The organism is Micromonospora sp. NPDC002296 (assembly GCF_040296145.1).
In the GTDB taxonomy this organism is placed as follows: Bacteria; Actinomycetota; Actinomycetes; order Mycobacteriales; family Micromonosporaceae; genus Micromonospora.
Genome location: NZ_JBEOWQ010000001.1, coordinates 256,223 through 281,168 on the forward strand (window position 1 = coordinate 256,223; position 24,946 = coordinate 281,168).

The 24,946-nt window shown below is 71.5% G+C and carries 23 protein-coding genes, 1 tRNA gene and 1 riboswitch; of the genes, 17 read left to right on the forward strand and 7 right to left on the reverse strand.

What is annotated here, in order from left to right; all coding sequences use genetic code 11:
- Nucleotides 1-37 precede the first annotated feature (37 nt).
- From ABT023_RS01205 to ABT023_RS01220, 4 genes are all read left to right on the forward strand, one after another.
- Entirely contained in the window at nt 38-2,233 is a 2,196-nt protein-coding gene (locus ABT023_RS01205) for a (Fe-S)-binding protein (RefSeq protein ID WP_350880368.1), read from the forward strand.
- Between the two features lie 183 nt (nt 2,234-2,416).
- Nucleotides 2,417-3,727, forward strand: a complete 1,311-nt coding sequence (locus ABT023_RS01210; protein WP_350880622.1) for a hemolysin family protein — start codon at nt 2,417-2,419, stop codon at nt 3,725-3,727.
- Nucleotides 3,720-4,721 carry a hemolysin family protein gene (locus ABT023_RS01215; RefSeq protein ID WP_350880370.1) on the forward strand — a complete coding sequence of 334 codons (1,002 nt, stop codon included), beginning with the start codon at nt 3,720-3,722 and terminating at the stop codon, nt 4,719-4,721. Before ABT023_RS01210 ends, ABT023_RS01215 begins: the two co-directional genes overlap by 8 nt.
- A gap of 176 nt (nt 4,722-4,897) precedes the next feature.
- Nucleotides 4,898-5,917: a C40 family peptidase gene (locus ABT023_RS01220; RefSeq protein WP_350880371.1), complete on the forward strand. Its 1,020-nt coding sequence runs from the start codon at nt 4,898-4,900 to the stop codon at nt 5,915-5,917.
- 86 nt (nt 5,918-6,003) lie between these two features.
- Here the strand turns inward: ABT023_RS01220 and ABT023_RS01225 are convergent, their stop codons facing one another.
- A complete protein-coding gene (locus ABT023_RS01225; RefSeq protein ID WP_350880373.1) occupies nt 6,004-7,995 on the reverse strand; it encodes an N-acetylmuramoyl-L-alanine amidase in 1,992 nt (663 codons plus the stop codon).
- Between the two features lie 213 nt (nt 7,996-8,208).
- Nucleotides 8,209-8,349: riboswitch (cyclic di-AMP (ydaO/yuaA leader) on the forward strand.
- Nucleotides 8,350-8,415: 66 nt separating this feature from the next.
- Between ABT023_RS01225 and ABT023_RS01230 the strand changes: the two genes are divergently transcribed.
- The gene (locus tag ABT023_RS01230) at nt 8,416-9,402 is read left to right on the forward strand and encodes a C40 family peptidase (RefSeq protein WP_350880375.1); all 987 of its coding nucleotides are present in this window, start codon (nt 8,416-8,418) and stop codon (nt 9,400-9,402) included.
- Between the two features lie 51 nt (nt 9,403-9,453).
- Here ABT023_RS01230 and dcd read toward each other — a convergent pair whose 3' ends face one another.
- Nucleotides 9,454-10,032, reverse strand: a complete 579-nt coding sequence (gene dcd / locus ABT023_RS01235; RefSeq protein WP_350880377.1) for a dCTP deaminase — start codon at nt 10,030-10,032, stop codon at nt 9,454-9,456.
- 99 nt (nt 10,033-10,131) lie between these two features.
- On the opposite strand from dcd, the gene ABT023_RS01240 reads away from it, so the two are divergent.
- Nucleotides 10,132-10,692: a pyridoxamine 5'-phosphate oxidase family protein gene (locus ABT023_RS01240; RefSeq protein WP_350880379.1), complete on the forward strand. Its 561-nt coding sequence runs from the start codon at nt 10,132-10,134 to the stop codon at nt 10,690-10,692.
- Nucleotides 10,693-10,763: 71 nt separating this feature from the next.
- On the opposite strand, the gene ABT023_RS01245 is transcribed toward ABT023_RS01240, so the two are convergent.
- Nucleotides 10,764-11,747: a zinc metalloprotease gene (locus ABT023_RS01245; protein WP_350880381.1), complete on the reverse strand. Its 984-nt coding sequence runs from the start codon at nt 11,745-11,747 to the stop codon at nt 10,764-10,766.
- Nucleotides 11,748-12,047: 300 nt separating this feature from the next.
- Here ABT023_RS01245 and ABT023_RS01250 point away from each other — a divergent pair.
- The 4 genes from ABT023_RS01250 to ABT023_RS01265 all read left to right on the forward strand — a co-directional run bounded on the left by ABT023_RS01250 (nt 12,048) and on the right by ABT023_RS01265 (nt 15,748).
- Nucleotides 12,048-12,121 (forward strand) — tRNA-Gly (locus ABT023_RS01250).
- Between the two features lie 233 nt (nt 12,122-12,354).
- Nucleotides 12,355-13,866 carry an alpha/beta hydrolase gene (locus ABT023_RS01255; RefSeq protein WP_350880383.1) on the forward strand — a complete coding sequence of 504 codons (1,512 nt, stop codon included), beginning with the start codon at nt 12,355-12,357 and terminating at the stop codon, nt 13,864-13,866.
- Nucleotides 13,863-15,113 (forward strand): sensor histidine kinase, encoded by a 1,251-nt coding sequence (locus ABT023_RS01260; RefSeq protein WP_350880385.1) that lies wholly within the window; start codon nt 13,863-13,865, stop codon nt 15,111-15,113. Before ABT023_RS01255 ends, ABT023_RS01260 begins: the two co-directional genes overlap by 4 nt.
- Entirely contained in the window at nt 15,110-15,748 is a 639-nt protein-coding gene (locus tag ABT023_RS01265; protein ID WP_350880624.1) for a response regulator transcription factor, read from the forward strand. Before ABT023_RS01260 ends, ABT023_RS01265 begins: the two co-directional genes overlap by 4 nt.
- A gap of 52 nt (nt 15,749-15,800) precedes the next feature.
- Here the strand turns inward: ABT023_RS01265 and ABT023_RS01270 are convergent, their stop codons facing one another.
- Nucleotides 15,801-16,658 carry a hypothetical protein gene (locus tag ABT023_RS01270; protein WP_350880387.1) on the reverse strand — a complete coding sequence of 286 codons (858 nt, stop codon included), beginning with the start codon at nt 16,656-16,658 and terminating at the stop codon, nt 15,801-15,803.
- A gap of 118 nt (nt 16,659-16,776) precedes the next feature.
- Between ABT023_RS01270 and ABT023_RS01275 the strand changes: the two genes are divergently transcribed.
- Nucleotides 16,777-17,037 carry an e9imm peptide gene (locus ABT023_RS01275; RefSeq protein WP_350880389.1) on the forward strand — a complete coding sequence of 87 codons (261 nt, stop codon included), beginning with the start codon at nt 16,777-16,779 and terminating at the stop codon, nt 17,035-17,037.
- Here the strand turns inward: ABT023_RS01275 and ABT023_RS01280 are convergent.
- Entirely contained in the window at nt 17,034-17,846 is an 813-nt protein-coding gene (locus ABT023_RS01280) for an inositol monophosphatase family protein (RefSeq protein WP_350880391.1), read from the reverse strand. The two genes, ABT023_RS01275 and ABT023_RS01280, sit on opposite strands and share 4 nt — an antisense overlap.
- A gap of 21 nt (nt 17,847-17,867) precedes the next feature.
- On the opposite strand from ABT023_RS01280, the gene ABT023_RS01285 reads away from it, so the two are divergent.
- A complete protein-coding gene (locus ABT023_RS01285) occupies nt 17,868-18,113 on the forward strand; it encodes a type 2 periplasmic-binding domain-containing protein (protein WP_350880393.1) in 246 nt (81 codons plus the stop codon).
- A 91-nt stretch (nt 18,114-18,204) separates the two neighbouring features.
- Entirely contained in the window at nt 18,205-19,095 is an 891-nt protein-coding gene (locus ABT023_RS01290; RefSeq protein WP_350880395.1) for an LLM class flavin-dependent oxidoreductase, read from the forward strand.
- Nucleotides 19,096-19,106: 11 nt separating this feature from the next.
- On the opposite strand, the gene ABT023_RS01295 is transcribed toward ABT023_RS01290, so the two are convergent.
- Nucleotides 19,107-19,520 carry an ASCH domain-containing protein gene (locus ABT023_RS01295; protein WP_350880397.1) on the reverse strand — a complete coding sequence of 138 codons (414 nt, stop codon included), beginning with the start codon at nt 19,518-19,520 and terminating at the stop codon, nt 19,107-19,109.
- A gap of 100 nt (nt 19,521-19,620) precedes the next feature.
- Nucleotides 19,621-20,169: a phosphoribosyltransferase family protein gene (locus tag ABT023_RS01300; RefSeq protein ID WP_350880399.1), complete on the reverse strand. Its 549-nt coding sequence runs from the start codon at nt 20,167-20,169 to the stop codon at nt 19,621-19,623.
- 214 nt (nt 20,170-20,383) lie between these two features.
- Here ABT023_RS01300 and ABT023_RS01305 point away from each other — a divergent pair, with 214 nt between their 5' ends.
- The 4 genes from ABT023_RS01305 (at nt 20,384) to ABT023_RS01320 (ending at nt 24,907) form a co-directional block, all read left to right on the forward strand.
- Nucleotides 20,384-21,025 (forward strand): septal ring lytic transglycosylase RlpA family protein, encoded by a 642-nt coding sequence (locus ABT023_RS01305; protein WP_350880401.1) that lies wholly within the window; start codon nt 20,384-20,386, stop codon nt 21,023-21,025.
- Between the two features lie 121 nt (nt 21,026-21,146).
- On the forward strand, nt 21,147-22,274 hold the full coding sequence (locus ABT023_RS01310; RefSeq protein WP_350880403.1) for a PP2C family protein-serine/threonine phosphatase: 1,128 nt from the start codon (nt 21,147-21,149) through the stop codon (nt 22,272-22,274).
- Between the two features lie 283 nt (nt 22,275-22,557).
- The gene (locus tag ABT023_RS01315) at nt 22,558-24,414 is read left to right on the forward strand and encodes an acyl-CoA dehydrogenase (RefSeq protein ID WP_350880405.1); all 1,857 of its coding nucleotides are present in this window, start codon (nt 22,558-22,560) and stop codon (nt 24,412-24,414) included.
- Nucleotides 24,415-24,637: 223 nt separating this feature from the next.
- The gene (locus ABT023_RS01320) at nt 24,638-24,907 is read left to right on the forward strand and encodes a DUF6458 family protein (protein ID WP_043961115.1); all 270 of its coding nucleotides are present in this window, start codon (nt 24,638-24,640) and stop codon (nt 24,905-24,907) included.
- Nucleotides 24,908-24,946: the final 39 nt, after the last annotated feature.

Here is a 24,946-nt window from a genome sequence, read left to right on the forward strand (position 1 = left end):
AGCCGCTCGACAGGCAGCAGACCGGGAGGCCAACTCGATGGGCAGCGTCCAGATCGTCACCACGATCCTCGCGGCCGCCATCACCGCCGTGGCGGTGTGGCTTGCGGTGCGTGCCGTCATGAAGATGGTGGCAGTGATCCGGTTGGGTCGGCCCGATCCGGATCGGTTCACCGACAGGGCCACCCGCACGAAGACGATGCTGGTGGAGACCGCCGGCCACACGCGGATGCTCCGGTGGGGCGTCGTGGGCGCCGCGCACTGGTTCGTGATGGTCGGCTTCATCGTGCTGTCGCTGCTGGTGCTGGAGGCGTACTTCGAGGTCGTCTCCCCGACCGGCGGCCTTCCGCTGATCGGTGGCCTGGCGGTCTACGGCCTGGTCACCGAGCTGATCGCGGTGCTCGGCGTGGTCGGCATCCTGGTGCTGATCGCGATCCGGGTCCGGAACCGGCCGACCCGGCCGGGCGGGCGGTCCCGGTTCACCGGTTCGACCATGTGGCAGGGCTACTTCGTCGAGGCCGTGGTCCTCGCGGTGCTGATCATGGGCTTCGTCATCCGGGGCTTCAAGGTCGCCACCGACCACTTCGAGTACCCGGTCTGGGCCACCCCGGTCAGTCACGCCGTCGGCTCGCTGCTGCCCGATTGGGAGGCCGGCGTCAGCATCGCCGCCGTCATCAAGATCGCCATCTCGATGACCTGGCTGATCGTCATCGCGCTCAACGTGACCATGGGCGTCGCCTGGCACCGCTTCCTGGCGTTCTTCAACATCTTCTTCAAGCGCAACCCGGGTGAGGCCGGCTCCGGGCTCGGCGCGCTGCGGCCGATGATGAGCGAGGGCAAGCCGCTCGACTTCGAGGAGGCCGACCCGGAGAAGGACCAGTTCGGCGTCGCCCAGGTCGAGCAGTTCACCTGGAAGGGCCTGCTCGACTTCAGCACCTGCACCGAGTGCGGCCGGTGCCAGTCGCAGTGTCCGGCCTGGAACACCGGCAAGCCGCTGTCGCCGAAGCTGCTGGTGCTGAGCCTGCGCGACCACGCGTACGCCAAGGCGCCGTACCTGCTGGCCGGCGGCGGCAAGGACCTGACCGGCGAGGAGAAGGCAACCGCCGCGCAGCTCGCCCACATGGACGTGCTGGCGCTCGCCGAGGCCGAGAAGCCGCTGATCGGCGGGGCCGAGGACGGCGGCATCATCGACCCCGACGTGCTCTGGTCCTGCACCACCTGCGGGGCGTGCGTCGAGCAGTGCCCGGTCGACATCGAGCACGTCGACCACATCGTCGACATGCGCCGCTACCAGGTGTTGATCGAGTCGAGCTTCCCGTCGGAGGCCGGCGTGATGCTGCGTAACCTGGAGAACAAGGGCAACCCGTGGGGTGCGCCGCAGAACACCCGGGAGGACTGGACCAAGGGCCTCGGCTTCGAGGTGCCCCGGGTCGGTGAGGTCGAGGACTTCGAGTACCTCTTCTGGGTCGGCTGCGCGGGCGCGTTCGAGGACCGGGCCAAGAAGACCACCCGGGCGGTCGCCACGCTGCTCAACGAGGCCGGCGTCAGCTTCGCCATCCTCGGCGAGGGCGAGACCTGCACCGGCGACCCGGCCCGCCGGATCGGCAACGAGTTCGTCTTCCAGATGCTCGCCCAGCAGAACGTGGAGACCTTGAACGAGGCCTTCGAGGGCCGAGAGAAGAACAAGCGCAAGATCGTCGCCACCTGCCCGCACTGCTTCAACACCCTGGGCAACGAGTACGGGCAGCTCGGCGGCGAGTTCGAGGTGGTGCACCACACCCAACTCCTGGCCCACCTGGTCAGCGCCGGCAAGCTCACCCCCGTCCAGCCCGTCGACGGTGGCGTCACCTATCACGACCCCTGCTACCTGGGCCGGCACAACCGGGTCTTCGCCCCGCCGCGCGAGGTACTCGACAGCTCCATCGCCGGCGAGGTCACCGAGATGCCGCGCAACAGCGAGCGCTCCTTCTGCTGCGGTGCCGGCGGCGCCCGGATGTGGATGGAGGAGAAGATCGGCAAGCGGATCAACGTGGACCGGGTCGAGGAGGCCATGGCCACCGGGGCGAAGACCATCGCGGTCGGCTGCCCGTTCTGCTCGACGATGCTGAACGACGGCGTGAACGGCAAGGGTGCCGGCGAGCAGGTCGAGGTCGTCGACGTCGCCAGCGTGCTGCTCCGCTCGGTCAAGCCGGCGGACGCCGCCGGCGCGAAGGAGACCGCGCCGGCCGGTAGCTGACGGCGCCGCCCCGGGCGCGGGCGGACGGCGGACAGCGGACAGCGGACAGGTCACGGTGGACGGCGACGCCCCGGGCGACGACTGGCCGGGGGCGACTGCGCGTGGTCGTGTGCGACGCGGCCGGTCGTGGAACAATCGCGCCGAGGTGAACCGATCATCGACAGTCCTCTTGTTACCACGGTGTTGCCCCTGGTCGGCTTCGTGCTGCTGACGGCGGGTAACGCATTCTTCGTCGCGGCCGAGTTCGCACTGGTCACCGTGGACCGGCCGGAGCTCGACCGGCGGGCCGCGGCCGGGGACGGCGGTGCGGTCACCGTCCGGCACGCGCTGCACGAACTCTCCTTCCAGCTCTCCGGGGCGCAGCTCGGCATCACCATCACCGCCCTGCTCACCGGGTACCTGGCCGAGCCGGCGCTGGCCCGCCTGTTCACCCCGCTGCTGCACCCGCTGGGGGCGTCCGCCGACCGGTTCACCCCGTTCCTTGCGCTCGCCCTGGCGACCCTGCTCTCCATGCTGTTCGGCGAGCTGGTGCCGAAGAACCTGGCGCTGGCCCGGCCGATGCCCACCGCGCTGGCCACGGCCCCGGGGATGCGCGGCTTCTCCCGGACGTTCGGGTGGCTGATCAGAGGGCTGAACAACTCGGCGAACACGCTGGTGCGGCGCCTCGGGGTGGAACCGCAGGAGGAGTTGGCCAGCGCCCGGTCCCCGGAGGAGCTTGGCCTGCTCGCGGTGATCTCGGCCCAGGCCGGCGCGCTCCCCCCGGACACCGCGATGCTGCTGCGACGCACCATCCGCTTCGGCGACAAGCGGGCCGCCGAGGCGATGACCCCCCGGGTGGACGTCATCGCGCTGCGCGCCACGGCCAGTGTGGCCGAGCTGCTCATCCTTGCCCAGCAGACCGGCCGGACCCGGTTCCCGGTCTTCGAGGAGACCCTCGACCTGGTCACCGGCGTCGCGGCGGTGCCGGACGCGCTGGGTGTCCCGCTCGCCCGCCGGGCCGGCACCAGCGTCGCCTCGGTGGCCCGGGAGCCGGTGTACGTGCCGGAGAGCCTCGACCTCGACGGCGTCCTCGCGGCGCTCAAGGCGGCCGGCTCGGACCTGGCGATCGTGGTCGACGAGTACGGCGGCACCGACGGCGTGGTGACCATGGAGGACCTGGTGGAGGAGCTGGTCGGGGAGATCGCCGACGAGTTCGACCCGGCCGCGGTCGACGACGGCGGCCCGGTCGAGCTGACCGTGCCGGGCGGCGAGCGGACCGCCCTGGTCGACGGGGTGCTGCGCGAGGACGAGCTGGCCGAGCAGACCGGATTCCGGCTGCCCGAGGGGCCGTACGAGACCCTCGCCGGCTTCCTGATGGCCCGGCTCGGGCATATCCCGGTGGCCGGGGAGACGGTCGAGGAGAGCGGGTACGAGTTCACCGTGGTCGAGGTGGAACGGCACCGTATCGAGCAGGTGCGGGTGGTCCGCCCGGAGGAGCCCGGCGACGATGCTTGAACTGTCGGTGACCGTGCTGCTGCTGCTCGGCAACGCCTTCTTCGTCGGCAGCGAGTTCGCACTCATCGCGTCCCGGCGGACCGTGATCGAGCCGCTCGCGGCGACGTCGAAGCGGGCCCGGTGGGCGCTGTCGGCGATGAACCAGATCCCGCTGATGATCGCGGGGGCGCAACTCGGCATCACGGTCTGCTCGCTGGGTCTCGGCGCGATCGCCGAACCGGCGCTGGCGCACCTGCTGGAGACGCCGTTCCACGCGCTGGGGCTGCCGGCCGGGGCGGTGCACCCGGTGGCCTTCCTGATCGCCCTCGGCGTGGTTGTCTTCCTGCACACCGTCGTCGGCGAGATGGTGCCGAAGAACATCACCCTCGCCGGGCCGGAGCCGGCGGCGCTCTGGCTGGGCCCGGCGATGCTCGCGTTCTGCACGGCGACCAAGCCGCTGCTGCTGGCCATGAAGTGGGCGGCACGGCAGGTGCTGTGGCTGTGGCGGGTCGAGGCGACGGACTCGGTCAAGACGGTCTTCACCGCCGAGGAGCTGGCGGGGCTGGTGGCGCAGGCCCGCACGGAGGGGCTGCTCGACGCGGAGGAGCACGCCCGGATCACCGGCGCGCTCGCCCTGCACACCCGCACCGCGGCGGACGCCCTGCAACCCTGGTCGACGGTGACCACGGTGGCCGAGGACGTCTCGCCGGCCTCCCTGGAGGTGCTGGCCACCCGCACGGGCCGGTCCCGGTTCCCCGTGGTGCAGCGGGCCACCCGCAAGGTGCTCGGCTTCGTGCACGTCAAGGACGTCCTCGGGTACGCCGGGGCGGACCGCCGCGCGCCGGTGCCCGCCGAGGTGTACCACCCGCTGGCCGTGGTCCCGCCGGACCGTACGCTGGCCGACCTGCTGCTGGCGATGCGTCGCGAGCGGCGGCACATGGTTCTGGTCAGCGACGGCCGCCTGCCGCTGGGCGTGGTGACCCTCGACGACGTGTTGACGGCAATCGTCGGCTGAGTCGCCCCCGCCGGACCGCATCCGTGGTGTGCGAACGGTTTCCGGTACGTGACCGTAGGCGACCCACCTTGATTCCCCGAGTGGGCCTCGCCTAATGTGGGGCGCTGACCGCTGTGGGTCGTCTGCCTCGATCTTCCCTCTCGCGAGGCGCCCGGCGGTCGGTTGCGAAGGAGTCGGTGCCGGTGGCAACCATGCCCCCCCATCGCCATGTCCCGGGCCGGTCACCTGCTCGTCCGGGTGGCACCCGCCGGTTCGTACGACGCCTGCTCACCCTGGTCGCGGCGGTTGCCGTGGGCGCCGGAACCCTGACCGCGCCCGCGTACGCCGAGCCCTCGGTCGACGAGATCGAGGCGCAGATCGACAAGAAGTGGGAGCAGCTCGAACCCACCATCGAGCAGTACAACAAGGTGCGTGCCCAGCTCAAGCTGAACAAGCAGAAGTCGGCGGAGCTGCAGAAGAAGATCGAGCCGCTCGCGCTCGAGACCGAGCTGGCGATGAACCGGGTCGGTGACCTCGCCGCCCGCTACTACATCTCCGGCCCGTCGCAGGACCTCGGCGCGCTGCTGGTCAGCACCAAGCCGGGGACGCTCGCCGAGCAGCTCACCATGCTGGACCGGCTGGCCTCGGAGGAGCGCCGTCAGTTGCAGGGCGTGCTCGCCGTCCGGGCCAAGTACGACGGACAGAAGCTGAAGCTGGACACGCTGATCGTCAGCCAGGAGAAGCAGACCAAGGAACTGGCGGCCAAGAAGACGCAGATCAACACCGAGATCAAGCAGTTGCAGGCGTCGATGCCGAAGACCGTGGTGCCCGCCGGCGGCGGCTGCCCCACGATCCAGGGCGTGGTCAGCGCGGCCGCCCGGACCGCGATCAGGACCGCCTGCGCCCAGGTCGGCGATCCGTACGTCTGGGGGGCCACCGGCCCGAACTCGTTCGACTGCTCCGGCCTGACCCAGTACGCGTACAAGGCGGCCGGGATCTCGCTGACCCACTTCACCGGCGCACAGTGGAACGAGGGCCGGGCCATCCCGCGCTCGGAGGCCCGCCCGGGTGACCTGGTGTTCTTCTTCAGCGACCTGCACCACGTCGGCCTCTACCTCGGCAACGACAAAATGGTGCACGCGCCCCGGGCCGGTAAACCGGTCAACGTGAGCAGCATCAACACCATGCCGGTCGCCGGCTTCCGCCGACCCGGCTGACGCCGTGCGGCCCCGCACCTGAGCACCGCCCACGACGAAGGCCCCCGGTCACCCGACCGGGGGCCTTCGTCGTGCCGAGGAAACCGTCAGCGGGGCGCGCCCAGCGGGGACGGCACCAGGTTCACGTCGGCGCGGTCGACGTACATGATCCGGTGGCCGAACTGGATCTGCACGTACGTCTTCTCGCCCCGGATCACCGTCCGGTCACCGGGGGCCGTGCCGTCGAACGTGGTGGCCCGGTAGTACTCGCCGGGCAGCACGTTGCCGACGGCGTACCGCTGGCCGGCGGAGAGGGTGTACTGCAACGGCGAGATCGGCTGGTACGGCACGCCGGCCGGGTACGCCGCCTCCTCCGGGTAGGCCCGCCCGTACACCGGGATCGTCGCCTTCCCGGCCTTCGGGGTGGCCACCAGGCCGACGGTCCACGCCGCGGTGGGCGCGGACGCCGGGTTGTGGAACCACGCCTTCTGGCCGAGGTACCAGATCGCCGTCCAGTCGCCCTCGCGGCCGGCCAGGGCGTACGTCTGCCCGGTCGACGCGCGGGCGCCGTGGTCGGAGACGGCCATCGTGGCCGGCGAGCCGTTCGGACGCAGGGCGATGTCGTTGACCAGTGGCGCGTCGGCGCTCGGCGCGCTGCGCAGCACCACCGCCGAGGAGCCGCGCGACGGGCAGGGCACGCCCGCCGTCACGCAGCCGGTGAACGCCGGCCGGTTGGTGGCGAAGTCGGGGTCGATCCGCACCATGCCGGTCAGCGGGGTGCCGGTGTTGAGCTCCGGCGCGCGCAGCAGGTCGAAGTAGTGCGACCAGTCCCAGTACGGCCCCGGGTCCCAGTGCATGCCCCGCACGTTCGCCGCGACGGTGCCGGGGACGTTGTCGTGGCCGATGATGTGCTGCCGGTCCAGCGGGACGCCGTGCCGCAGCGCGAGGTACCGGACCAGCTTCGACGAGGTGCGGTACATCGCCTCGGTGTACCAGGTGCCCTGGGCGGCGAAGCCCTCGTGCTCCAGCCCGATCGACTTGGCGTTGACGTACCAGTTGCCGGCGTGCCAGGCGACGTCCTTGGTCTTCACGTGCTGGGCGATGTGCCCGTCCACCGAGCGCAGCGTGTAGTGCCAGCTCACGTAGGTCGGGTCCTGGACCATGTTGACCGTGCCCGCGTAGCGGCCCTCGGTGTCGTGGATGAGGATGTACTCGACCTTCTGCCGCTTCGGCCGGTCGGACAGGTCGTGGTTGCCGTAGTCACCGGGGTCGGCACTGAGCGACTGGTACGGCGCGGGGATCCACTCGCAGGAGATGGTCGACGGGCACTCCAGGCCGTCGGGGCGCTCCGGCAGGCGCAGGCCGAGCCGGTCCAGCCAGGACTTCTGCGGGGTCACCGCGCGGGCCGCGAGGGTCACCCGCTGCCCGTCGTCGGTCACCCGGCTCTCGCCCTCGGCGATGGTGCCGAAGACCTCGTCGGCGAAGGCAGCCGCCGCGTCGGCGCCGTCCGCGCCGGCGTACCGGGCCACCGCGCCGTACCAGGCCGCCGGGTCGGTGTCGGCCCCGACCGGGGCGCCGATCTGCCGCTGGTACGACGCGAGCAGCGCCGCCCCGCCCCGGATGTTCGTCGGCGCGTCGGCGCGCAGGGCAGCCTCGTCGGCCCCGGTGAGGGTGGCGGCGGTGTCCAGGGTCTGCAACGACGCGGCGGCCGGGGCCTCGTCGGCCGAGGGCCGGGCGGCGGCGGGGGCCGGGCGGGAGTCGTCCCCGCGCGGGTCCTCGTCGCCGGAGTCGTGGTGGGTGCCGGTGGGCAGGCCGGCGACGTACTCGGCGTCGGTGAGGTGCATCGGCCCGTACCCACCGCTGGTGCTGGGGGTGCCGGAGTTGGTGTCCCACCTGGACTGGAGGTAGGAGACACCGAGCAGGACGCTCTCCGGCACGCCGTACTCGGCGGCGGCGTCAGCGTACTGCTGCTGGCGTTCGGGGGTCTGGCCGGCCGCGGCCGGGGAGGCGGTGGTACCGAGGGGCACAAGGGCCGTGGTGGCGGCCACGGCGGCGGCGAGCAGGATCCGTCTGCTCGACGACACGACGGAACGGGGCATCGAACCTCCTGGTTAAGCGTCGGATGAGGGTCACCCTTCCGCCGCCGACCTCCCGCGTCAATAGCTTTCCAGCAGGTGCCGCGATGTGAAGGAAACTTCCGCACGGCGGCATGGTGTGGCGTGTTGTGGCCCGGCGGGTTGCGGATCGATAACGGGCGTCTCTACTCTGGTCAATCGTCGGCCGGTAGCTGTACCGCCCAGCCGGGCGGTGACGGTCCGACACCGCCGAGTCGCCTCCGGGCGAACCGGGGACCCAGGTACGCCGGGGTGAATCCGCAGCGCCGCTGCGGTAGGGCGTTCTCCCTTCCCGCCCGAACCCGTCAGCTAACCCGGTAGGCGGTCGAGGAAGAAGGAGAACGGAGCCCGGTGGCACACCATGCCCCGCGGCGCCCGTCACGCCCGTCGGCGCACGCCGACCGGATGCCGGCTGCGCCGCGCCCACGCTGGTCACGCTTCACCACCGCCCTCGCCGCCCTCGTCGGCGCCGCCGTCGTCCTGACCGGCGCCCCGACCGCGGCCCACGCCGATCCCTCGGTCGCCGAGATCGAGCGGCAGATCGATCAGGACTGGAACAAGCTCGAACCGCTCATCGAGCGGCACAACGCCACCCGTCAGGACCTCGCCCTCAAGCGCCGGCAGGCCGACGCCGTCGCCAAGCAGATCGGGCCGCTGCAACGCCGGGTCGACGAGGCGATGGACAAGGTCAGCGGGCTCGCCGTCGAGGCGTACAAGAGTGAGAACCTGTCTGCGGTGAACGCGCTGCTCGGCAGCCGCTCACCCGGTCAGATGATGGGACAGTTGGAACTGCTCGACCAGTTCGCCGAGCGCCAGCAGCGCGACATCCGGGCGGTCATCGACCTCCGCGACGAGCTCGACGCCAAGAAGAAGCCGCTGGACGAGATGGTCACCCAGCTCGCCCGCACCGAGGCGCAGCTCGCCGCCAAGCGGAAGCAGATCAACGCCGAGATCGACCGGCTCCAGAAGCTGCGGCTCACGGTGTACGGCAACGGCGGTGGCGGCGCGCTGCGTCCCGCTCCCTGCCCGGCTGCCTACCCGGGCGGCGGCGCGGGGGTCGCGGTGAAGTTCGCCTGCGCCCAGATCGGCAAGCCCTACGTCTGGGGCGCCGAGGGCCCCAACTCGTACGACTGCTCGGGTCTGATGCTCGCGGCCTGGGCCAAGGCCGGCGTGTCGCTGCCGCACAACGCGGCCCAGCAGCGGTCGGTGACCGCCCGGGTGAGCCGTGCCGACCTGCGCCCCGGCGACCTCGTCTTCTACTACGCCGACCTGCACCACGTCGGCATGTACGTCGGCGGCGGCTGGGTGGTGCACGCCTCCCAGGCCGGCCAGCCCGTCAAGATGAAGCGCGTCGACGACGGCCAGATCCACAGCTACGGCCGCCCCGACTGAGCGGCGAGGGGCCCGTTCCGCGGAACGGGCCCCTCGACCACGCCCGCGTCGTCAGCGGGTGGGCCAGGTGCGCCAGTTCTGCCAGGAGCGGCTCGGGGTCGGGCCGCGCTGGCCCTGGTACCGCGAGCCGTACACCGTCGACCCGTACGGGTGCTCGGCGGGCGAGGAGAGCCGGAAGATGCAGAGCTGGCCGATCTTCATGCCCGGCCAGAGCGTGATCGGCAGGTTCGCCACGTTGGACAGCTCCAGCGTGACGTGACCGGAGAAGCCCGGGTCGATGAACCCGGCGGTCGAGTGGGTGAGCAGCCCGAGCCGTCCCAGCGAGCTCTTGCCCTCCAGCCGGCCCGCGAGCTGGTCGCCGAGCGAGATCACCTCCAGCGTGGAGGCGAGCACGAACTCGCCCGGGTGCAGCACGTACGGCTCGCCGTCGGGCACCTCGACCGCCGAGGTCAGGTCGTCCTGCTGCACCGACGGGTCGATGTGCGTGTAGAGATGGTTGTTGAAGACCCGGAAGAGCTTGTCGAGGCGCACGTCGATGCTCGACGGCTGCACAAGGGTGGGCTCGAACGGCTCCAGCGCGAGCGTGCCAGCCTTCAGTTCGCTGACGAGATCGCGGTCGGAGAGCAGCATCGCCACACCATAGCGACCCTGGTCGGCGGGCCTGTCATCGCATGCTGCAACCGGCGTGCCGCGCTCGCCTGTCGTACACGTGTTCGATAGAATGTCCACATGGCTTCCTGGTCCGAATTCGCCGCTGACGAGCCACGACTCGCCGGCGGGATCCGCCTCCTCATGCAGCAGTACGGGCCGGGCTTCGGCTACCTGGCCACCGTCCGCGCCGACGGTGGGCCCCGGGTGCACCCGGTCTCCCCGGTGATCACCGACGACGGGCTCTTCTGCTTCATCGTCGACTCGCCGAAGCGGCGCGACCTCGAACGCGACGGCCGCTACGCGCTGCACTCCTTCCCGCCGGAGGACAGCGACGACGAGGCGTACGTGGCGGGGCACGCGTGGCCCGTGACCGACCAGGCCCGGGTGGCCCGGCTCGCCGAGCTGGGGCGGGCCGCCCCGCAGGTGGACTGGCGGCTGTTCGAGTTCACCGTCGACGTGGCGATGCTCGCCCGCCGCTACCAGGGCGGCTCCGTCTTCCCGGGCGGGGGCCCGGGGCAGCCGGCCGTGCAGGTGTGGCTCGACCCCCGGGCCGCCGGCGAGGCGGGCGCTGCCCCGGTGGGCGTACCGGATCAGGGGTCGACCCTGCACGTCCGCGGCTCCCACCGCGCGGCGGCCTGACCCCCGACGACGCCGGTGCCGGCCCCGTGGAAGGACGGAGCCGGCACCGGAGGGTCAGGAACAGGGATCCGTCAGGCCGCGCGGTACGCGTTCCACGCGGTCAGCATCCGGCTCGCCTGCCCGGTCGTGAACTGGTACATGCACGAGTCGTAGGTGTAGTCCATGAAATTGGTGATCGGGTCCAGGCCGGTCGCGGTGCAGGTGTCCCGCCCGGTCGGGCACTCGAACGCCGGCGAGGCCTCCGCCGGGGTGTCGCTCACGCTGTCGCCCGAGCCGGAGCAGCCGCCCTGGAAGGTGTGGTAGAGGTTCAGCCAGTGGCCGACCTCGTGGGTGCCGGTGTCGCCCTGGTTGTAGTTGGTGGCGGTGCCACCCGGCAGCGACTCGTTCAGGGCGACGACGCCGTCCATGCTGTTCAGCTTCTTCTGCGGGAAGGTCGCCCAGCCGAGCAGGCTGTCGCTCAGCTCGCCGAGGTACATGTTCAGGGTGTTCTTGCCGCCCTCACGCAGCGAGGTCTTCATCGAGCGCTCGGCCGACGAGCCCGACACGATCGGGTACCACGCCGGGTTGGTGACCCGGTTGATCTTCTGGAGCTGGAAGGCGAAGGCGGTCGCCGCGCCGCCGGTGGCACCGCTGTAGGCCTGGTTCAGCACGTTGATCTGCGAGGTGATCAGCGAGTCCGGGATGTTGCCGCCGGCCCGGGTGCTGTTCTCCTGGATGACGTGCACGACGACCGGGATCGTCACGGTCGCGAGCGTGCCGGCGCCGGCACCGGCCCGGAAGCTGGCCCGCTCGCGCAGGGCGGCGGCGAGGTCGGCCTCGCGGTCGCGGACCTGTGCGGCGGTCAGCTCGTTGGGTTCGTGCTTGGCCTGCGCGCCCGCCTTGACCCGGGCGTCGGAGTGCACGTCGGCCGGCTCGGCGCACGTCTGAGCCGGGGCGGCGGAGAAGGCCGATGCGGCCGGAACGACGCCCACGGCGGCGGTGCTGAGCAGGAGCGCGAGGGTCGTCGACGCGACGCCGGCGGTACGCCGGGTCAGCAGGTTGGGACGGAGTCCCATGGGCCCACCTCTTTCTGGCGACGCGGCAGGGGGTGTGTCGCGCCGTGGCCGAAACTTGTGGCAGACGTTACAACCGATCGAGGGATTTGAGAACGGCTATATATGCCCGGCATGAAACTCCTACGGCTCGTCGATGGCTCGTCGATGGCTCGGGGATCGCGGGGAGGCGGTCAGGGTGGCCATGGATCGGGTGGGGTGGAGCGCGAGCCGCGGCGTCGGCCCGGCGCGGCTGCCGGTCGGCGGCGCGCGACGGGTGCCTGGATGCACCCGGCGCAGCCGTCGGGTACAGTGGTGCCGCCTGCGGGTGTAGTTCAATGGCAGAACATCAGCTTCCCAAGCTGACAGTGCGGGTTCGATTCCCGTCACCCGCTCCACCACGAAGGCCCTGGTCAGGACGCGAGTCCCGGCCAGGGCCTTCGACGTTGCTGACGCTTACCGCGCTTGCCGTGCCCGATTCCGGGTCAGCTGAGCGCGGGGTGGGCTCGGGCATGCGGTGCCCCGCTGCGGTAGGTAGAGCCAGGTATACCGCTCGGGTACCGGCGCCTCGACCGGGGGCGCGGGCTCGTGCACCATCGCGCCCCGAACGGGTGGTTCCTAGGGTTGACCTGTGCGAATTCGAAGAATCACCGCGATTGTCGCCGCCGGTGCACTGACCATCGGCGGAGTACTGACCACGACTGTCGCGTCGGCCGGGGTTGCCCAACGGCAGTCGGTGAACTGGCACGGCTGCCTTACCGGTCCGGCCGACGAGCTGGGCGCCGCTCTCGACGACGCGGGTGCCCAGTGCGGCGAGATGACCGTTCCGGTCGACTACAGCCGCCCGCACGGCCCTACGACCACGGTCGCGATGGCGCGGATCAAGGCGACCGATCCGGCCCAGCGCCGTGGCGTCCTGATGCTCAACCCGGGAGGCCCTGGAGACAGTGGGATGGGGATGGTGCTTGCCGGCGAGCAGATGCCGGACGTCGCGGCCCGGTACGACCTGATCGGGATGGACCCGCGGTTCGTGGGCCGGAGCAGCCCGATCGAGTGCCGATGGGAGACCAACACGTTCCTGCGTTCCGCCGGCCCGAGCCAGCGCACGTTCAACGAGAGCGCGGCACTGGCCAAGGAGCTCGCCGCCGGGTGTGCGCAGGGCAACCTCGATCTCCTGCCGCACGCGTCCACGCGGAACACCGCCCGGGACATGGATCTCATCCGAGGCGTCCTGGGGGAACGGAAACTGTCCTACCTCGGCTACTCGTACGGCACCTACCTGGGGGCGGTCTACCTGCAGATGTTCGGCTCCCGCGCCGACCGGGTGGTGCTGGACAGCGCCGTGGATCCGGCCATCTTCGGCCCGGCCCTGTTCTCCCGCAACGCGGCGGCGATCCAGGCCGCACTCGAACACTGGGCCGCGTGGGCGGCCGATCACAACGGCGAGTACGGCCTGGGCGCCACCGCCAGCGAGGTGTTGGCCGTGGTCGACCGCATCAACAGCGCCAGCGCTCGCCGTCCGCTCAAGATCGGTACGTACGCGGTGGACTCGCACGTGTTGCCGTACTTCCTCTTCGCCCACCTCTACGACGACCTCGTCGAGGGCTACGCGGATCTCGCCGAGCAGCTGCGGGTGCTCGACGCTGCCGCACGCGGCGAAGCGACGACGCCCACACCGTCGCTGGAGGCGTTTCTCGCCGGTCTGCTCACCGGCGACGGCTACGCCGCCGATCGAGCAGGGACCCCCGTCCTCTGCGCCGACCGCGCCGCTTCCCGGGATCCGGGCACGTATTTCCGCGACATTCAGGCCCACCGCGCCGACGAGCCCCTGTTCGGGCCGTTGATTCGCAACATCACGCCGTGCGCGTTCTGGCCGGTCCGGCCGGCGGAGGCGGCCACGACGATCCGCAACAACGCGCCGGCGCTGATCGTCGGGGCTGACGGCGACGCGGCCACCCCGTACCCGGGACAGCAGGCGATGCACCAGGCGCTGGCGGGCTCGCGGATGGTGACGCTGCGCGGCCGTTTCGCGCATGCCCAGTATCTCGCCGCAGGGAATGAATGTGTGGACAGCACCGTGAACCGCTACCTGGTCGACGGCGTTCTGCCGACCCGTGACACAGACTGTGTCGCAGGGGCGTGAACGTGGCTGCGAGCGTGTGGCGGGCGATAGCGGGCAATCCGCTCCGCTTTCTCCGGTCGTCGTGGCCGTGGCGGAGCCTGGCCTACGTCGCCAGCACGGTGCCGGTCGCCGGAGCCGCGTGGGTCGCCGTACTGGTGCTGTTGTTGTTCCCGCCGTTGCTTCTGCTCATCGGTATGCCGGTCGGGGCGCTGGAGCGTCACCGGCTCCGCCTCCTGACGTCGGCCCAGGTCCGCAACCCGCACGCGACGGCACCCGGAAGCGGGCTGGCCTGGGCACGGCTGAGGGTGCGGGAGACGGCCACCTGGCGCGAACTCGGCTATTTCGCGTGCCTACAGTCGGTGCTCCTTCTCCTCGACGCGCTCGCCTTGTTCGTCGTCTTCCTCTGCGTCATCCTGCTGGCCCTGCCGCTGTTCGTCGCGACGATGAACCCGGGTCAGTTCCAGATCGATCTGGGCGGCTGGTCGGTCGACACGGTTGGCCAGGCGTGCGCCGTCGCCGCCCTGGCCGGGGTGCCCGCCACGATCGTCACCCTGTACGGGATCAGCGTTCTCGCCGGTGGGCAGGCGGAGTTCGCCAGGTGGCTGCTCGCCCCCACCGGTACCGAGTTGAGCCGTCAGATGGATGAGCTGGCCGAGTCGCGCAACCGGCTGGTGAACGCGTTCGAGGCGGAACGTCGACGCATCGAGCGTGACCTGCACGACGGCGCACAGCAGCACCTGCTGCTGTTGACGATGAATCTGAGCCTGGCCGAGATGGAACTCGCCGGCAAGAACGAACGGACCGGCGAACTCGTCGGCGAGGCCCACCAGCAGGCCCGGATGGCGCTCGCGGCGATCCGGGAGCAGATTCGCGGCATCCATCCGCAGATTCTCACCGACTTCGGGCTGGCCGAGGCGGTACGCGAACTCGCCGAGCGGTGCCCGATTCCGGTCGAGGTCGACCTCGTGATGCCCGGTCGCCCGTCGCCTGCGGTGGAGTCCACCGCCTACTTCGTGGTCTCCGAGGCCCTGACCAACGTGGTTCGGCATGCCGCCGCCACCTGCGTCCGGGTCACCGGAAGGGTGGTGGAGGATCGGCTGGTGCTGACGATCACCGACGACGGGCGGGGTGGTGCCGACCCGTCGCTGGGCACGGGCATCCGGGGGCTGGCCGACCGGGTGGCCGTCATGGATGGCACCCTGGAGATCAGCAGCCCGCGAGGAGGCCCGACCGTGGTGAGGATCGACCTGCCGTGTCGCTGCGGATAGTCCTGGCCGAGGACTCCACCCTCATGCGGGCCGGCCTCGTCAGCCTGCTTGAGGGCCTCGGCCACACGGTCGCGGCGGCGGTCGCCGACGGTGACTCGCTGTTGCGGGCCGCCCTGGAGTGCCGGCCTGACCTGGTCATCACCGATGTCCGCATGCCGCCCGGTTTCACCGATGAGGGGTTGCGCGCCGCGGTGACACTGCGTGCCGGCGATCCGGACGCGGCGGTCCTGGTGCTGTCGCAGTACGCGGCCACCGCGTACGCCGCCGAACTGCTCGGCCCGTCCGGTCAGGCCGGGGTCGGCTACCTGCTCAAGGACCGCATCGGCGAGGTCGCCGACTTCGCCGATGCGGTGTCGCGGGTCGCGTCCGGCGAGACCGTCATCGACCCCGCTGTGGTGCGGCAGTTGCTGAGTCGGCAACGCACCACCAATCCGCTCGACCGGCTGACCCGGCGGGAACGGGAGGTGCTCGGGCAGATGGCCGAGGGCCGCTCCAACCCGTCGATCGCACGCACGCTCGGGGTCAGCGACGCCGCGGTGGCCAAGCACATCGGCAACATCTTCCTGAAACTCGATCTTCCCGTGGAGGACGGCCACCGCCGCGTACTCGCCGTCCTGACCTACCTGCGAAGCTGACCGGCCTGCTGGCGTCGGTGAGCGGACGACGGGGCGCAGCGGTGCCCCCCCGTCAGGCCGACCACTCGTCGAGGATCGTGTCGAGATCGGCGCGCAACTCGTCGAGGCGGTAGTCGGGGGCCTTGCGTCGCAGCTTCGTCGCCAGCCCGTCGAGCGTGGATGTGAGGTCGACCGCGAAGTCCTGCTTCTGCCGGTCCAGGCCGGCGCGGGCCTCGGCGTCGGTGTAGTGCCGCTCGACGGTGAGCACGACCTCGCCGCGGCGGCGGGTGAGCCGGCCCAGCTCCATCCGGGGCCGCAGGAACGGCTTGGCGTCCGGGGCGGTGGGCGGGCCGATCTGGTCGTGGAAGTACTCCATGCCGAGCCCCGGACCTCCGTTGGGCAGGCTGAACAGCAGGCGGATCCCGAGGTAGCCGAATCCGGGGCCGTACGGCCTGGCGAGCCGCTCGTCCAGCAGGCCCCGCAGGCGGGCCAGTTCGTCGACGAACTGGCCCGCCTCGATCTGGTAGTTGCCGGACCGGACCAGCCGGACGGGGTTCTTGGCCAGAGGGATGCGCTGCGAGTGCAGGGTGGTCACCGAGGGGTCGACGTTCCCCGGGCCGCCGTCGACGAGGAACGTGTCGCCGCGCCGGGACCAGCCGTGCGCGGTGCCGGCGACGGCCCGGAACCGTACGTCGTGCAGCCGCGTGTAGAAGGAACCGTTGATCCAGCGTTCGGCGAATGCCTCGACGGGCTCCCGGTCGCCCCAGCCGATCAGGGCGAGGGCCTCGCAGACACGCACCAGCGCGTTCCAGTCTGCGGCGCTGCGGTAGTCGCGGAGCCGGTCGAAGTCGGCGAGCAGAGCTGCCCGGTCCCACCCGGTGCAACGCTCACGCAGTTCCTCGACCGTCAGGTCCCCGTACAGGCCGTCCATGATCACGAAGCATAATCGCGCTGGTGCCCTGGTCGGCCGGGGCGGCGCAGGGTGGTCGGCCGGGTCGAACACGACCGGGACGCCGGGGAGTCGAGCACGCTCGCCTACGCTGCGCGGCATGGATCAGAGTCTGCCTCCGAAGCTCACCCGGGATGAGGCCATCGTCCTCGTTGAGCGGATCATGAGTCTCGGCTACGCGGACGACGCTGAGCTCGACGACTTGTTGGATCGACTCGAACGTGGCCTCGTCTGCCCGGACGTCGCTGACATGATCTTTTCGGTCCCCGAGCTGACGGCCGCTGAGGTCGTCGACCGGGCCCTCGCCTACGAGCCGATCGAGATGCGGTCCGGGCCGTGGACGGAGCCGGCGACCAGCTAGGTGACGTCACCGGCGGGTGCGAACTGCTTGTCGACCAGCGCCAGCAGGGCGGCGTGCGTCTGGCGGTCCGCCGCCACGATGAGCCCGCCCGAGCCGGTGTGCGGGGGTTGACCCTGGATGCCGGTCACCACGCATCCCGCTGCCTGGCACAGAGCGATCCCACTGGCGAAGTGCACGCTGTCCCGCAGGTCGCCGTCGGTGACGTAGGCGGCCCGTCGACCGGCGGCGACCCAGGCCACCGCCAGGGTGGTGGAGACGACGCGCGGGCGGAACCACTCGACGAAGCCCGGGTCGGCGAGCAGCCGCGCCGCCTGGAACCGGGGAGCGTTCGGGAACGGTGGATCGAGATTGACATCCACCAACCGGGACTCGGCGGAGGGCGCGAGCCGCACGTCGACGCCGTCGCGGCGTACGTACGCGTGCGTGCCGTCGGTCCAGAACACCTCGTCCGTGAACGGGTCGGCCGAGGCCGCCACGGTCACCCTCGCATCGGCCCGCAGCGCGACGTTCACCGCGACCAGCATGTTGCGTACGGCGTAGTTGAGCGTGCCGCACAGGGGGTCGACCAGCCATTCGCGGGCGGTGCCGCCGGCACCTGTGCGTCCGCTCTCCTCGCCCGTCACGGCGTCCTCCGGCCGCGCGGACCGGAGGACACCGAGGATGGCGTTCTCCGCCTCGATGTCGACCGAGGTGGCGAAGTCACCCCCGGACTTCTCGAAGCGGGTCAGGGCGGCCCCGTACCTGGCCCGGACGATGACGGCTCCCGCTTGCGCGGCCTCGATCGCCACGTCCTCGTCGCTGTCCGGCATGCGCGCAGGGTACCGGCGCCGGTGCCGAAGGGCCCGACGGGGGACACGTTCTCCGAGCTGCTGACCCTGGTGGCGCTTGGCCGGGGCGTCCTGCCGGTCGGCGAGCACACCCGGCGCTACTACCCGCGCCCGTACGTCGTGTACGTGCCGATCAGCGACGCCCCGCCGATCCAGCGCGGGCCGGTCTGGCTGGAGAGCAACACGACGGCCCGGGTCCGTGAGTTCGTCCGGGCCGCGACGGACGCGACGGCACGCCCGCCGGCCTGAGCCGGGTGCGGCGTCCGGCTGAGCCCGGTACGAGGGAAGGCGCCGGGCGGCGAGCGGGTCGGGAACCCCGGCAGGCCGTACGCTGGCGATCATGCGGATTGGCATCGTGATCCTCCCGGACCAGCGCTGGTCGGACTCGCAGCGCCGGTGGCGGCAGGCGGAGGAGTGGGGCTTCGACCACGCCTGGACGTACGACCACCTGGGCTGGCGGGACCTGGTCGACGGGCCGTGGTTCGACTCGATGACGACGCTGACCGCCGCCGCGACGGTGACCTCCCGGATCCGGCTCGGCACCCTGGTCGCCTCGCCCAACTTCCGGCACCCGGCGGCGTTCGCCCGGCAGATCACCGCCCTCGACGACGTCTCCGCCGGCCGGTTCCTGCTCGGTCTCGGTGCGGGTGGCATCGGCTTCGACTCGGCCGTGCTGGGCGGCGAGACGCTGCCGCCGCGCCAGCGCGTCGACCGGCTCGCCGAGTTCGCCGAGCTGCTCGACCTGATCCTGCGGAAGGACGGGACGACGTGGCGCGGCGAGTGGTTCGCCGCCGTGGACGCCCGGAACAATCCCGGCTGCGTGCAGCGTCCCCGGGTGCCGTTCGTGATGGCCGCCAACGGTCCCCGTTCGATGCGGTTGGTGGCCCGGTTCGGGGAGGGCTGGGTGACCACCGGCGAGGGCGGCGACGACCTGGAGGCGTGGTGGGGGACCGTGTCGGACCTCGCCGCCCGGATGGACCGGACGCTGGCCGAGGCCGGCCGCGACCCGGCCACGCTGGACCGCTACCTTTCCCTCGATTCCGCCCCGGTCTTCTCGCTGAGCAGCGCGGACTTCTTCGCCCAGCAGGTCGGGCGGGCCGCCGCGCTGGGCTTCACCGACGTGGTCACGCACTGGCCGCGGGCCAGCAGCTGGTACGCGGGCGACGAGGCCGTCCTGGTGGACGCGGCCACCCGCCTGCTGCCCGAGCTGCGCCGCCTCGCCCCCGCCTGACCGCCCGTGCGTCAGGTGGCGGTGCCGCCCTCGGTCGAGACGAGTCGGAACCGGATGCAGACGACCTGGGTGTCGTCGGTGACGGGGGTGCCGACCCGGGCCCAGTAGGCGGCGTGACCGGCCCGCCACTCCTCGATGGACCGGTCGCCCTCCCCCTCCGAACGGGCGAAGTCCCAGGGGACGTCGGCGAAACGGACGACCTCGACGCCGGTCACCTCGACGACCCCGACCAGCGCGTCGTGGTCGTCGACGAGGGCCAGCCGCTCGCCGGCCCGCTCCATTTCCTCGCCCTCCTCGGCGTACTCGTCGATCAGGCCGGCGGTCGCCACCTTGGCCCCGGCGAGCACCAGGGCGTTGAGTCGGGCCCGCTGTTCGCCGGGGATGCCGAGGGCGAGGGAGCGCAGTTCACCGACGCGAGGCCACATCCTGCCGAGGCTACGCGCGCCCGCCGCCCGCCGCCGCCCGATTTCGCCCGCCGTCGGGCCTCGCTGCCCGGCTGAGCTGCCCGGCGCGCACAGCCGCCGCTCAGCCCAGCCGGACGGCGTCGAGCAGGCCGCGTACCCGCAGCTCGGTGGCGAGGGCGGGCGGGCAGTCGACGACCACCGCGGACGTGCCGAGGACCTCGGCCCCCCGGGTCGCGCAGATCTCGTACAGGGCGTGGAGCTGGGCGCCGGTGGCCACCCAGTCGTCGACCACCAGCACCCGGTCCTCTGGGCCCAGGTGCCGGTCCCGGACGCCGAGCTCGACCCGGCGGCCCCGGAAGTCGGGCGGGCTCTGCGCCCAGGTGGTCGCCCCGGCGGGCAGCCGCCCGTCCCCGGTCTTGTGCGCCGGCACGAAGCCCACCCCGAGCGCGGTGGCGGCGAGCGGGCCGAGCAGAAGCCCGGTGACGGCCGGGGCGAGCACCACGGTCGGCCGGGCGGCCCGGAACGGCGCGACCAGTGCCGGCCCGAGTTCCGCCAGGACCGCCGGGTCCCGCCACCAGCCGGAGACGTCGCTGACCAGGTGGGTGCTTCCCGGGCCGGGATCGATCCACCGGAACAGCTCGACGAGGCGTTCGCTCAGCTCAGCGGGCATGCCGCCCATCCTGCGACATCCCCGCGAGCCGCGCCGCGCCGGCCGGGTTCGGGGCCGGCCAGTTTCGGGCCGAGCGGGCCACCTCGCCTCGGATGATCGGCTACACGTATGCGATCAAATGCGGGCATACCACCGTGATCACGTTGACTTCGGAAGTGCTTCTCTCGTTACGGTCCGGGCCGGTTTGTTCAGCGACGACGAAAGGACGGGCCCCGTGGCTGGTAGGCACTCCCGTATCCGCATGTTCTCCTCGCCGGCCGGCATCGCGGCCACCGCGGCGGTCGGCGTCGCGCTCGCCGTCGGTGGGACCGTCGGCGCCGTCCAGCTCGCCTCCGGCGAACCGGCGGGCTCCGCGCCGGCCCTCGCCGACGCCCCGGTGATCAGCCCCGCCGTGCCGGCCTCACCGTCGGCGTCGCCGAGCGCGAGCCTGCCGCCCAGCGCCGGCCCCTCGCCCACGGTCACTGCCAGCCCGAAGGCGACCCGGACCCAGGCCGCGTCGCGGAGCAAGGCCCGCACCGCCGCGCCGAAGCCGGCCGCCACGACCAAGAAGCCGGCCCCGACCAGCACCGTCGTCGACAGCGGCTCCTGTGGCGCGTCCTTCTACGACGAGGGCCAGCTCACGGCCAACGGGGAGACCTTCAACCCCGACGAGCTGACCGCCGCGCACAAGACCCTGCCGTTCGACACCAGGGTCCGGGTGACCAACCCGGCGAACGGCAAGTCGGTCACCGTTCGGATCAACGATCGTGGCCCGTTCATCGCGGGCCGCTGCATCGACCTGTCCCGGGCCGCATTCGCCACCATCACCTCCGTCGACGTCGGCGCACTCACGGTGAAGTACGAGGTCCTGGGCTGATCCGGCGGCCCCGGCGGTGGGCGAGGCGTCCGTCCCCCGTCGGTCCGGCACCGCGGACCGGCCGGGCAGAACATCCTCGGACGACGGGCCAGGCTCATTCACCGGCCCACGTCGATCAGGCATGCTGTCCCTCGTACGCACGCATGCCTTCCAGTCGGGCCGCGGCCCGCTGACCCCCGGATCCCGCGCCGGCCTCGGCGCGGCCCTCGCCCTGCTCGCGATCATCTCCGGGGTGGAGCTGGCGGACGGGCGTCCGGCGCACTACATCGCCCTGATGGTCGCCGCGCCCTTCCTCGCCGCCGCGCTCGCCTCCTGGCGGGTGGTGCTCGGGGTGGGCGCCGTCGCCACCGCGATCGGGTCGACCTTCGCCCTGATGGAGCCGACGACGTCGCTGGTGACCGCGGTCAACGTGGCCGGCATCGCGCTGGCCACCGCCATCGCGGGGGCGGTGGCCGCCGCCCGGGAGCGGCAGGCCGAGCAGATCGCCGAGCTGTCCAAGCTGGCGACGGTGGCCCAGCAGGCGGTGCTGCGTCCGCTCGGCCCGCAGGTGGGCACACTGGCGGTGGCCGGGCGCTACATCTCGTCCACCGCCACCGCCGAGATCGGCGGAGACCTGTACGAGGCGATCGACACCCCGTACGGCGTGCGCATGATCATCGGTGACGTCCGGGGCAAGGGGCTGGACGCCGTCCGGCTGGCCAGCATCGTGCTCGGCTCGTACCGGCACGTGGCGTACGAGCGGGCCGACCTGCGGGCCGTGGTGGCCGACCTGGACCGGGCGGTGGCCCGCAACGTCGGCGACGAGGACTTCGTCACCGCCGCGCTGGTCGAGGAGCGGGGCGGGACGCTCACCATCGTCAACTGCGGCCACCCGGCGCCGCTGTTGCTGCGCCGGGGCAAGGTGATCCCCCTCGAACCGCCGGCGCCCGCCCCGCCGCTGGGCTTCATGCCGGTCGTCCGGCCCCGGGTCGAGCGGCTGGAGCCGGGCGACCGCCTGCTGCTGTTCACCGACGGCCTCGGCGAGGCCCGCCGGGACGGCGAGTTCTTCCCGACCGCCGACCGGGCCTGGCGGTTGCTCGGCCACGGCACGGTCGGCGACGGGCTGGCCTCGCTGGAGACCGCCCTGGTGGAGTGGGTGCACGGGCGACTCGACGACGACATCGCCCTGGTCCTGATGGAGTACGCGGGCCCGAGCAGCGCGGTGACCGTACCGGTGCCGAGCTGGGAGGTCGGTGCCGCCGAGGGCTGAGTTCGGTGACGCCCCGTGTCGGGATCGTGCTGTTTCCTGGAAGATGTGGTGTCGCGGCCCGGCTGAGGCCACTGATTCCAGAATTGGGCACGATTTCGTCACTCGGCACCGGGCGGTGCCGACCCGACGGGCGCTGGCCTGCCGATTCGGTGTCCCGGCGAGCGCCGGAACGCGGGTGTGTAATCGCTGTCACTTCCGTGGGCGGCTTGTCGCTGTCTACCGACGAGTAATACAGTCTGGGTTACTGATCGGTAATACCTGTCCGGAAGCGGGGCCAGCGAGCATGACCCACTACAAGAGCAACCTTCGGGACCTCGAGTTCAACCTGTTCGAGGTCTTCGGGGCGGACCGGGCGTTCGGCCAGGAGCCGTACTCGGATCTCGACGTCGACACCGCGCGCAGCTTCCTCGCCGAGGTGGACCGCCTCGCCCGCGAGGATCTGGCCGCCAGCTACACGGACAGTGACCGGAACCCGCCGGTCTTCGACCCGGCCACGCACACCGCACCGCTGCCGGAGTCGTTCAAGAAGTCGTACCAGGCGTTCATGGACTCGGAGTTCTGGCGGCTGGACCTCCCGCCGGCCCTCGGCGGCACCAACGCCCCCCGCGCCCTGTGGTGGTCGCTCGCCGAGTTGGTGCTCGGCGCGAACGCCCCGGTCTGGATGTACTCCTCCGGCCCCTCCTTCGCGCACGTGGTGTACGTCGAGGGCAACGAGCGGCAGCAGAAGTGGGCCAAGCTCTTCGTCGAGAAGCAGTGGGGCTCCACCATGGTGCTCACCGAGCCGGACGCGGGCTCGGACGTCGGCGCCGGTCGCGCCCGCGCCGTCCAGCAGCCGGACGGCTCGTGGCACATCGAGGGCGTGAAGCGCTTCATCACCTCCGGCGAGCACGACCTGAGCGACAACATCGTGCACTACGTGCTGGCCCGCCCGGTCGGCGTCGCGGGCGTCGGTGGCCCGGGCACCAAGGGGCTGTCGCTGTTCGTCGTCCCGAAGTACCACTTCGACGAGGACACCGGCGAGCTGGGCGAGCGCAACGGCGTCTACGCCACCAACGTCGAGCACAAGATGGGGATCAGGGTCTCCAACACCTGCGAGATGACCTTCGGCGAGCACGGCGTGCCGGCGAAGGGTTGGCTGCTGGGCGACAAGCACGACGGCATCCGGCAGATGTTCATGATCATCGAGTACGCCCGGATGATGGTCGGCACCAAGGCGATCGCCACCCTCTCCACGGGCTACCTCAACGCCCTGGAGTACGCGAAGAACCGGGTGCAGGGCGCCGACCTGATCCAGCAGGCCGACAAGACCGCGCCCCGGGTCACCATCACCCACCACCCGGACGTGCGCCGCTCGCTGATGCTCCAGAAGTCGTACGCCGAGGGCCTGCGGGCCCTGGTCTGCTACACCGCTACCTGGCAGGACCAGGTCGCCCTCGCCGAGGCGGCCGGCGACGAGAAGGCGACGAAGATCGCCAAGCGGGTCAACGACCTGCTGCTGCCGCTCGTCAAGGGCGTCGGCTCGGAGCGGGCGTACGAGATGCTCGGCCACGAGGCGCTCCAGACGTTCGGCGGCTCCGGCTTCCTCCAGGACTACCCGCTGGAGCAGTACGTCCGGGACTCGAAGATCGACACCCTGTACGAGGGCACCACGGCGATCCAGAGCCTCGACCTGATCTTCCGGAAGATCGTCCGGGACAACGGCAAGGCCCTGATGACGGTGGCCGCCGAGATCCAGGAGTTCATCACCTCCGAGGGCGGCAACGGCCAGCTCAAGCAGGAGCGGCAGGCGCTCGGCAAGGCGCTCGCCGAGATCCAGAGCATGCTCGGCGTGCTCACCGGCTGGCTGGGCGAGGCGCAGGCCGGCGACTCCCGGTCGCTCTACAAGGTCGGCCTGAGCAGCCGGCGGTTCCTGCTGGCGATCGGCGACCTGGTCGTCGGCTGGCTGCTCCAGCGGCAGGCCGACGTTGCCCTGCGTGCCCTGAACGGCGAACTCTCCGCCGCCGACAAGGCGTTCTACACCGGCAAGGTGTCCGCCGCGAAGTTCTTCGCCCGCGAGGTGCTCCCCCGCCTCGGCGCCGACCGGCGGATCATCGAGAACACCGACCTGGACGTGATGGACCTCCCGGAGGAGTCCTTCTGACCCACCCCACACGCCGGGCCTGCGCCGGCACTTTCACGGAATGAAGGGCTGTCCCGCGCCGGGAGGCCACAGATTTCGGGAAAGTGCCGGCGCTTCCGGTTCGGAGGGGTTCGGGGTTCTATCGGGTTGTCTGTACCGGGTAGTTGGCGGCGCGGGCGGGTAACCGGGGCGCGGACGTCGTCAGTGAACGCCCAGAGCCACCGCACGTGGGGGTGCAGCGCACATGGGCATTGGTAGCGGAATCTTCCTGATCGCCATCGGCGCGATCCTGACCTTCGCCATCCGGGCGAACGTCTGGTGGGTGGACCTGCGCGCGGTCGGCTGGGTGTTCATCCTGGCCGGGTTGGCCGTGCTGCTCACCACGCTCTGGTTCTGGCAGGACCGGCGTAAGCGGGCGCGCACCCTGATCGTGGAGGAGAACCGGCTGTCGCATCCAACCGCGATGATGCCGCCTCCACCCGACCCGCCTCCACCCACGGCGCCGCCGTCCTGAGTGAGCCCGTGAGCAGGGGCCCCGGTCGCACCGGGGCCC

Excerpts from the sequence above, each read along its gene's own strand:
- ABT023_RS01205 (WP_350880368.1), top strand. The coding sequence starts at position 38 with ATGGGCAGCGTCCAGATCGTCACCACGATCCTCGCGGCCGCCATCACC.
- ABT023_RS01215 (WP_350880370.1), top strand. The coding sequence starts at position 3,720 with ATGCTTGAACTGTCGGTGACCGTGCTGCTGCTGCTCGGCAACGCCTTC.
- ABT023_RS01225 (WP_350880373.1), bottom strand. The coding sequence starts at position 7,995 with ATGCCCCGTTCCGTCGTGTCGTCGAGCAGACGGATCCTGCTCGCCGCC.
- ABT023_RS01230 (WP_350880375.1), top strand. The coding sequence starts at position 8,416 with ATGCCGGCTGCGCCGCGCCCACGCTGGTCACGCTTCACCACCGCCCTC.
- dcd (WP_350880377.1), bottom strand. The coding sequence starts at position 10,032 with ATGCTGCTCTCCGACCGCGATCTCGTCAGCGAACTGAAGGCTGGCACG.
- ABT023_RS01240 (WP_350880379.1), top strand. The coding sequence starts at position 10,132 with ATGGCTTCCTGGTCCGAATTCGCCGCTGACGAGCCACGACTCGCCGGC.
- ABT023_RS01245 (WP_350880381.1), bottom strand. The coding sequence starts at position 11,747 with ATGGGACTCCGTCCCAACCTGCTGACCCGGCGTACCGCCGGCGTCGCG.
- ABT023_RS01270 (WP_350880387.1), bottom strand. The coding sequence starts at position 16,658 with ATGGACGGCCTGTACGGGGACCTGACGGTCGAGGAACTGCGTGAGCGT.
- ABT023_RS01275 (WP_350880389.1), top strand. The coding sequence starts at position 16,777 with ATGGATCAGAGTCTGCCTCCGAAGCTCACCCGGGATGAGGCCATCGTC.
- ABT023_RS01280 (WP_350880391.1), bottom strand. The coding sequence starts at position 17,846 with ATGCCGGACAGCGACGAGGACGTGGCGATCGAGGCCGCGCAAGCGGGA.
- ABT023_RS01290 (WP_350880395.1), top strand. The coding sequence starts at position 18,205 with ATGCGGATTGGCATCGTGATCCTCCCGGACCAGCGCTGGTCGGACTCG.
- ABT023_RS01295 (WP_350880397.1), bottom strand. The coding sequence starts at position 19,520 with ATGTGGCCTCGCGTCGGTGAACTGCGCTCCCTCGCCCTCGGCATCCCC.
- ABT023_RS01300 (WP_350880399.1), bottom strand. The coding sequence starts at position 20,169 with ATGCCCGCTGAGCTGAGCGAACGCCTCGTCGAGCTGTTCCGGTGGATC.
- ABT023_RS01310 (WP_350880403.1), top strand. The coding sequence starts at position 21,147 with ATGCTGTCCCTCGTACGCACGCATGCCTTCCAGTCGGGCCGCGGCCCG.
- ABT023_RS01315 (WP_350880405.1), top strand. The coding sequence starts at position 22,558 with ATGACCCACTACAAGAGCAACCTTCGGGACCTCGAGTTCAACCTGTTC.
- ABT023_RS01320 (WP_043961115.1), top strand. The coding sequence starts at position 24,638 with ATGGGCATTGGTAGCGGAATCTTCCTGATCGCCATCGGCGCGATCCTG.